This is a genomic window from Ruoffia halotolerans (assembly GCF_014049385.1).
GTDB lineage: Bacteria > Bacillota > Bacilli > Lactobacillales > Aerococcaceae > Ruoffia > Ruoffia halotolerans.
In genome coordinates, this window is the sequence record NZ_JACAOA010000046.1 from 1 (window position 1) to 8,555 (window position 8,555).

General features: G+C 35.9%; 5 protein-coding genes and 1 pseudogene. 4 read left to right on the forward strand and 2 right to left on the reverse strand.

The features are described from left to right. Positions 1-353: hypothetical protein (locus HW423_RS10440; RefSeq protein WP_218931849.1), on the reverse strand; the 353-nt coding region annotated here is incomplete at its 3' end. 164 nt (positions 354-517) lie between these two features. On the opposite strand from HW423_RS10440, the pseudogene HW423_RS10445 reads away from it, so the two are divergent. The 3 genes and pseudogenes from HW423_RS10445 to HW423_RS10455 form a co-directional block, all read left to right on the forward strand. Further along, positions 518-1,054, forward strand: a pseudogene (locus tag HW423_RS10445) (UTP--glucose-1-phosphate uridylyltransferase); the annotation flags it as partial. Positions 1,055-1,244: 190 nt separating this feature from the next. Further along, a complete protein-coding gene (locus HW423_RS10450) occupies positions 1,245-2,093 on the forward strand; it encodes an NAD-dependent epimerase/dehydratase family protein (protein WP_218931850.1) in 849 nt (282 codons plus the stop codon). 275 nt (positions 2,094-2,368) lie between these two features. Further along, positions 2,369-3,640: an exo-beta-N-acetylmuramidase NamZ family protein gene (locus HW423_RS10455; RefSeq protein ID WP_218931851.1), complete on the forward strand. Its 1,272-nt coding sequence runs from the start codon at positions 2,369-2,371 to the stop codon at positions 3,638-3,640. Positions 3,641-4,726: 1,086 nt separating this feature from the next. Here the strand turns inward: HW423_RS10455 and HW423_RS10460 are convergent. Then, complete coding sequence (locus HW423_RS10460; protein WP_218931852.1) at positions 4,727-6,220, reverse strand: M protein trans-acting positive regulator PRD domain-containing protein; 1,494 nt, start codon at positions 6,218-6,220, stop codon at positions 4,727-4,729. Positions 6,221-6,991: 771 nt separating this feature from the next. Here HW423_RS10460 and HW423_RS10465 point away from each other — a divergent pair. Next, a partial coding sequence (locus tag HW423_RS10465; RefSeq protein WP_218931853.1) for a YSIRK-type signal peptide-containing protein occupies positions 6,992-8,555 on the forward strand: 1,564 nt, incomplete at its 3' end.

Consider the following 8,555-nt stretch of genomic DNA (forward strand, 5'->3'; position numbering starts at 1 on the left):
ACATATTTCTCGCAAAATGTCCGATAAGCGTAAGGCATCTTATTTTGAATCTTTGCCTCTTGTTCGTACTCTTTATGCAAGAGTTTGAGCGTGACATTCTTTTTGAGCAGTTCTTTATGGATGTAATCCCAATCCGGATTGTAATACCCACGTTGACTCGCGCTTTTCTCAGGGAACAGGTACTCTTCCAACCAAGAACTGGTCATTTTTTCAGTAAGCTCTTCTAAGCCTTTGGCTTTTGCTTGATTCACCACCTCTCTAATTTTGTCTCTTGAATGCCCTGTACTGGAAGAGATTGTCCGTTGGGAAATCCCTTGTAGATGCATTTCAAGAATTTTATGATAATTGATCATAAAAATAACCTCCTGTAACTTATTTGTATGAAAACTCATACATAAAATAAGTATACAGAAGGTTATCGATTTGGACGATTATTTTCGCACTTGGTGGACTTTTCTTCCGCATTCGGTGGACGAATGTTTCGCACTGGTGGACGATTCTAAAGGCTATATTCACAGTCCATCAAGCACGCTCATTCGTTGGTAATGAGCCTTTTGTGGTCATGTTAGGGGATGATATTATGGTCGATGATGTCCCTTTGACCAAGCAATTGATTGATAATTTTGACAAGATGAAAGCATCCACGTTAGCGGTCATACCAATACCCCATGAAGAGACGTCTAAGTACGGTGTGATTGATCCGACATCTGAAGTAGAAGAGGGAATCTATGCAGTTAACAGCTTTGTTGAAAAGCCTGAGCCTGAAGATGCACCAAGTAACCTAGCCATTATTGGTCGTTACTTATTGAAGCCAGAGATATTTAATATTCTTGAAACACAAGCACCAGGGCGAGGTGGTGAAGTACAATTGACAGATGCAATTGATACTTTAAATCAGACGCAACGTGTCTTTGCCTTAGAGTTCAAAGGGAAACGTTATGATGTAGGAAATAAATTAGGTATGTTAGAGGCTAATATCGAGTATGGGCTACAACATCCGGAACTGAAGGATGGCTTGAAGGAGTATTTGATGAGTGTTGTGGAACGCTTTTAATTACATTAGAATTTTTGTTAGTGTTGGTGAGAGAGATCCTTTCATTAACACTTTTTTATTATTTCTATGTAGGAATCATACAATATACGTAAGTCTTTAATATTGTGTATTTCGTTCATAGGGCGGGGTTATTTTGTTATAATGGGGTAAGTCTTAGATAGTAAATAAATTGGGGTTAGGTGAATTGATAATGAAGAAAGTTCTAATTACAGGAAGAAATAGTTATATAGGGAATAAGCTTGCTACATGGTTAGCTCTCTGGCCAGAAGAGTATCAAGTTGATAAGGTATCCTTGCAAACTGATAAGTGGCAAGATATCGACTGGAGTGGTTATGATTCAATCATCCATGTGGCGGGAATAGCACATAATTCATCAAATAAGTCATTAGAAAATTTGTATTATTCAGTCAATCGTGATCTAACTGTGCAAGTAGCCAGCAAGGCTAAAAAAGAGGGTGTAAGGCATTTTGTTTATATGAGTAGTATGATTGTTTTTGGGACTGACCAAGCTGCTATTAGACAAGATACAGTGCCTAAGCCAGATAATTTCTATGGGGATAGTAAGTTGCAAGCTGAGCGCGAGTTAGAGCGATTAGAATCCGAAGATTTTCGAGTGGCTTATGTTCGTCCGCCAATGATTTATGGTCATGAATCAAAAGGAAATTATCCACGACTTTCTAAGTTAGCTAAGGTTACACCACTTTTCCCTGATTATGATAATAGACGTAGTATGTTACATGTAGATAACTTATCAGAGTTTCTAAGGTTGGTTATTGATAACCATGACCGAGGTTATTACCATCCACAAAATATAGATTATGTCACAACAACGGATCTTGTTAAAGAAATTGCGAAGATATCCAATCATCGTATAGGTGTGACCAAGCTGTTTAATCCGTTGATTAAAAGTATGATGGGCATCAATGTCGTTAATAAAGTTTTTGGTGACTTGTATTACGAACAAGCAATGAGTGAGTATCACACAAATTATAATGTCAGAGGTTTTAGTGAGTCTGTGCGAGAGACGGAGTTGGGTTAGTAGAGTATTTTTTGAGGGAGAGTGGTATCATAAACCTCCTTTTTTTGTATTCACTTCTGAAGAAATTTTGTTATTTTATGGTTCTATGATTTATGATATCAGTAAGATTTACTTACCAACATCATAAATTGAAGAACTTTTTTAATTTGTATAAATTAAATTTCATAATCATGGGATATGACTTGTAATTATATTTCAGATGCTTATAATAAACTAAGAAAGCGCTTCACTAATTTGACGTGTAATTATAGTTAATCAGAAAGGAATGAAAGTGTATGGAGAGAAAAGTAAGTATGACGGGTGTTTTGAAGGTGTTAGGGGTATGTATGTTAGGCTTGTCACTTCTAACTAATAGCTTGCTAGTAGTACAGGCTGAAGATGATTTCAAGTTTGGTCTGGAAATGTTGTTGTCTGATCACAAAGATTTACTTGAAGGAAAGCGAGTGGGGCTTGTAACGAATCCTACTGGAATTGATCAGGATTTAAATACAACCGTTGATTTGTTATTTGAAGATTCTGAGATTGAATTAACCGCTTTATATGGTCCAGAACATGGGGTTCGCGGGAATGCTGAAGCGGGGGAGTATGTTGAATTTTATACGGATCCAGAGACAGAATTACCGGTATATAGTTTATACGGGGAGACACGTAAACCCAGTCCAGAGATGTTAAAAGATGTGGATCTACTCGTCTTTGATATTCAAGATGCGGGGGTAACTTATTATACTTATGTTTGGACGTTGTATAATATTATGGAAGCAGCCTCTGAAGAAGGAAAGCAAGTGGTCGTACTTGACCGTCCGAACCCGTTAGGTGGAGATTTAGTTGCTGGTCCAGTGGTTGTTGAAGATGAACATTCTTCTTTTGTCGGCTTGAAGGATTTGGCGTTAGTTCACGGGATGACTTTTGGAGAGTTGGCTCAGTATTTTAATGGTGAATTTGATTTAGGTGTTGACCTAGAAGTGGTTGAAATGCAAGGCTATGACCGAAGTGAATCTTATGCTGAATTAGATATTCCATTCGTGATGCCATCACCCAATATGCCAACAACCGATAGTATAGATGTTTATCCAATTACCGGATTATTCGAGACATTCGTGAATGTTTCCGAAGGTCGAGGCACAACAAAACCATTCCAATTAGTTGGCTCAGATTTTGTGAATGGTAAGGAATACGCCCAAGCATTGAATGACCTTAACTTAAGTGGTGTTAAATTCAGAGCAGCTGCTTTTACTCCTGCTCCTGGACAAAAGCTTGAAGGGAAGCTCGTTGAGGGCGTTGAAGTTTATGTGACAGACCGTGAAGAATATGATCCACTTTATACTGGTCTATCAATGATTCACGAGTTGAATAAACTATACCCAGATGAGATTGAGTGGCGTGAAGATCAATGGCTAGCTAAATTAACTGGTAAGTCATCTATTGAAGAGGACTTGAAAGCAGGTCTGCCAGTGGAAGAAATCATCGCAAAATGGGACGAAGAATTATTATCATTTAAATCAACTCGTGAAGAATATCTTATTTACCCAAGTGGTGAAGAGGAATAGAATATATGTGAGCACCTCCTTAGAAATGAATCTAGGGAGGTGTTTTTTACGTTGAATGATTTTACTCAAAAGGTGTCGCTCTAGACAAAAAATTGATATTTTAGAAAAATAATGGTATCGAATTATAGTTAATTTGTTTGGTGTAATGGAATTCTACATAGTTCATGATTATTGGGTTCAGTTAGCCTCACTTGTGGGGGCTTTAGCTCCAACGAGTGCGGAAAAAAAGCTTCATCTAATCCGAAGGTGTTCCACCATTACTGGAAGAGATAGGGCGACTTTCACTCATCCTATAGTTATACCGTAGTGACCCACGAGATTACACTTTATGAGTGATATATCGAAATTAAATAAGGGATTTTCTAAACAGGAATGCGAATGACACATTTTATCTTATAAAAATTCTAATTTATTCTACACCCCAAAAGAGCCATGCTTCGTCCATATAAACTCTCCCCAATGCGAATTATTGTACAATATTGGTAAAATGATTATTACGCGCCTTCAGGCCCACCTATTCGTCCTATCGAGTCTTTCAATATCCAATTGGAGTCCACTGGTACGCAGATCGGGTCCAGCAAAATAGCCATGCCAATTTCAGCACGACTATTTCTACAGTTTTTAATTGATTGCTTTGTGTTCGCGCATGTTTAGTTGACCCGTGTCATACCAAACCGCATTATGAACGATTCTGTCCATTATCGCGTCCGCATGGACGCCGTGTTAATGCTAAATTAGATTCAGCATTAACAATTCTTATAAGGATATGAAGTGGACCAGTTTTTTTATTCGGTTTACTAACCAAAAGGCCTTACGATCTCTTCTTCATATCTACCATATAAAAATAGTAGTGAAAAATCCACCGTCGTGGACTTCTCACTACTAATCTTAGTATGTTTTTTTATTGCTAAGCTATGTACTTTTTCATTGCAATCTGGAGGCATTTCTATATTGCCATAAAAATGAGTAAACAAATTACAGTAATAGAGTACTTGTCTTCTTTTAATAATCACAATACTGAATGCATGCTTTAGTTCTACAATATTAGTGGCGTTTGCTGTTTATTGGATGACATACACATGAAAGTTATTCTATTGTTTTACTCATTGCTCTCATTTTCTTCAAAACATTATACACTTTTTCTAAATCATCTTCGGAAGGAAAAAAATTAATATTGATAATATATTTTCCTTCAATGAACGGAATATGGAAAGTAGATAGAATAATGGGTTCAGATACTTTTTTTAATTGCGTGATAGATATTTGAGAATCGTTATATATATTAAAACGTACTTTCTTTCCAAAATGAAGTTCAAAATACTCCTTTAAAAAGAAAGCATGATTGGGTTCATAATTACACACAATAATTACCTCTATAATCCGTTTATTTTTAACGAGTTGGGTATATAACGTTTCCCACTGAATAAATAAGTGGTGGATAAGCCGATCATTAAGGAATCGATCCCATTTACTCCCCATTTTCATGCAATACTCTTGAAAGAGCTGAGAAGCTCTTGAAATAAAATCTGGGAAACGACGTGATAAATCTTCAATGAATTTTGTTTTGCTATCAAGAAGAATATTTCCTGAATCAATATCTAGATGATTTAAAATAGCAGCGTTATGGAGATTTAAAATTAAGGGACCAGGGTTATCGAATGTTAAATCGAATTCTTTTTTTAAGGTTTCAACTATATAGTTGAAGTGGTTAAAGGATTCTATACGCTTATCGATATCTTTTGAAAAATTAATAATTTTAGAATTGGGGAAAATATAATCCGAGTTGATGAAAACATGAAAAAGCTGATTCACTGTATGTTGATTTAAAGGTACGCCTAATCGTTTCATTGTCTGTTTCGTTTGATCACTCTTAAAAGGGGTTGATTGGAGTGTTTTGTAAATGTAGGCTGCTTTTTCGCTCTCAATCTCAACATCATGACCTTGTCTTAAACGAACGAGGTTGACAGCAACCAAAAATTTCATGTAATTAATGCCAATATAATCCAAAGGATAATGTATAGCATCCGTTACTATTATGATTAAATCCGCAATAGCAGCCTCATCAATATTTATAAAAGGCCATTCTAAAGGCGTATAAATATCTGAATAGAGTTGGGAAAATAAACCTCTTATCTTATCCTCATCTCCCTTTAGCTGGAATGGGTTGGTGTCTATTTTGACCTCATAGTTATGGGTGATTTGTTCATTGACTTGTTCAATCAGACGATAAACAGTCGCTTGGCTGAGTTCCAAGAGGGTTAACAAATCCTTAAGATGCGTCTGCTTATACAAAAAAAGCCGTTCGAGTAACTGGACGCCCGTATTGCATTGAAACATATACTGATACACATAAGAAATATTGTAATGCGGCTCGATAGCCATCGTTATGCTTTGATTATTCACTTTTAAATTTAAAAAAGGAAATTTCTCTTGAAGAGCCCTGATATCCAAAGCAATAGTACGTTCCGAGTAACCAAGCTTATTTGCCACCTCTGAAATAGAGATAGCTTGTGTACGAGCATAGAGAATGTCAATTAAATCGAGTTGTCTTTGTTCATTTTTTTTAAGCAAAGCTTTCATATCTAAAGCCCCCATAAATATATTTATCTAGTTTGAGTATTCAAGATAGCAATAATAGAATCATATCAAACCAGAGCACAAAAAACAAAAAATATTATGTTTTTTTACGTTTGTTTACCATAAATTTAAAATGTGACTCAGATTTTGTATATAAAGGACAAAATAATCGTTGTAAAAGTCTGTTTTACTATTTTTTTTTTGAATTTTTAAGAATATTCTACATTTTAATGTGAAGAAATTCTCTTTAGACGTGGTTAAAAAAAGGAAGATCATCGGTTTTATAAAAAAATGTATGAATTGAATTATAATTAAAATAATTTGTAGATTAATTAATGTATAATTAATCTACAAATTATTTTTAGGAGAGAGGAGACTAATTTTAGGAGAAACTCTAGTGCCAAAATGCGAAATAAATAAGACAAAATCTGTTCGTATAAGTAAAATATATTATGAATGGCTTCGAAAGGAAGCCTTTGAAAGAAATACCACGATTAGAAATCTCACCGATGAGATTATTGGCAAATTCATACGGATTCAGGAGTGAGCGTTATTTATTTTATCACCTGTTTATGAATATGTTTATATTTTATTTATGGTTTTTTATCAAACGTATTTTACACAGGATTATGGACTTGACTAAACTGCAAATATTTAGAATCACGTTTAAATTACTGCAGAAAAACATAAAATAACTAATAAATTAGAAGTATGAATTATTCAGGATTGTAATAAATAAGTTTTTTTATAGAAACATTCGAGGAGGAATAGTTGATGGTTGGAAAAAACAACAAAAAAGTTTTAATCGAAAAACAAGGAAATAAGTATTATCGTTACTCAATTAAGAAACTAAGTGTCGGTGTGGCTTCTGTAGCAGTAGGTGCTGGAATTTTCTTTGGTAATGTTTCGTCAGTATCAGCTGATGAAGGTGAATTCACTAATCAAGTTTCCCAGGAAACTATAGCCATTGAAGAATTTACACCTATCGAGGAGCCTCAGGTTGATAATTCAACTACTGAAGAAGTAGAAGCAAGTCTAGAAACTTCTATGGCGCCTGTAGAAGATGATGTCAATTTTGAAGAACCAGAAGAAACGTTAACTCAAGTACAAGAAGAAAGTGCACCTCAATCAGAAGTTGAAGAAACCGAAGAAGCTGTTGAGGAATCACAAGCACCAGAAGTTGAAGAAACCGAAGGAGCTGTTGAGGAATCACAAGCACCAGACGTTGAAGAAACCGAAGAAGCTGTTGAGGAATCACAAGCACCAGACGTTGAAGAAACCGAAGGAGCTGTTGAGGAATCACAAGCACCAGAAGTTGAAGAAACCGAAGGAGCTGTTGAGGAATCACAAGCACCAGAAGTTGAAGAAACCGAAGAAGCTGTTGAGGAATCACAAGCACCAGACGTTGAAGAAACCGAAGAAGCTGTTGAGGAATCACAAGCACCAGACGTTAGAGCAGTAACTACATTCTCGACTGCTGCTACTACTCAAGCGTCGTCTATAGAAGACCTAAATGCAACATATGAAGGAACCGGTGCAGTATCAACTGATAATAGTATACCAGCTTATTATACAGTAGATGTAGTTGATAATGGTGGAAGTTTGACTTATAAAGTGAAATATCGTGTGGATTCAGGAGGGTCACATGATATGGATTTAGTGGGGTTCCAGTTTGGTGATGCTTTTGATGTACCGGACCAGATTAAAGTTAATGGTTATTTTGTTGAAAGGGAAGACTTCGATCCTTCACAACTAAGTAGCACGATGAGGAGATATTATGAAAATCGTACAGGTGGTTTTGCCCCTTTTACTGGATACTTACAAGAAGGTGCTCGTACGGCCACTCCCGCAGGATACGCATTAACTACCCCTTACTCTAAGAATAACTTTAATTATGTAGATTGGGTGATGGAATTTACTGTTCCTATTACAGACAGAGAAGCAGATACAACGTATCGTGGTTCTATTCCAATGTATCTTTCAGGCGATAGCAATCACGGACATGATAGTCATTGGAATTATTTTTACAATCAAGACCTGATTACTAATGAAAATAACTCTGGGCCTGAAAATCCTGATATAAATTTTGAGAAAGAAATTGTAAGAGAACAATTTGAAATTCCTTATGAGACAGTATATAAATTATCTGAAGATGTACCGTACGGTGAAGAGGTTGTTATTAAAACCGGTGTGAACGGTACTGGACAACGTGTGATTCAAAAGACAAGTTACAAAGGAGAATTAATTGGTCAATTAGAATTGGAGAATTCAGTTCTTACTAATCCAGAAGCAGAGGTTATTGCTTTAGGTATTGGCGGATTAAGAGGCCAAGACGGAC

Bases quoted from the DNA above. Each gene is read 5' to 3' on its own strand.
- HW423_RS10450 (WP_218931850.1), top strand. From the start codon at position 1,245: ATGAAGAAAGTTCTAATTACAGGAAGAAATAGTTATATAGGGAATAAG.
- HW423_RS10455 (WP_218931851.1), top strand. From the start codon at position 2,369: ATGGAGAGAAAAGTAAGTATGACGGGTGTTTTGAAGGTGTTAGGGGTA.
- HW423_RS10460 (WP_218931852.1), bottom strand. From the start codon at position 6,220: ATGAAAGCTTTGCTTAAAAAAAATGAACAAAGACAACTCGATTTAATT.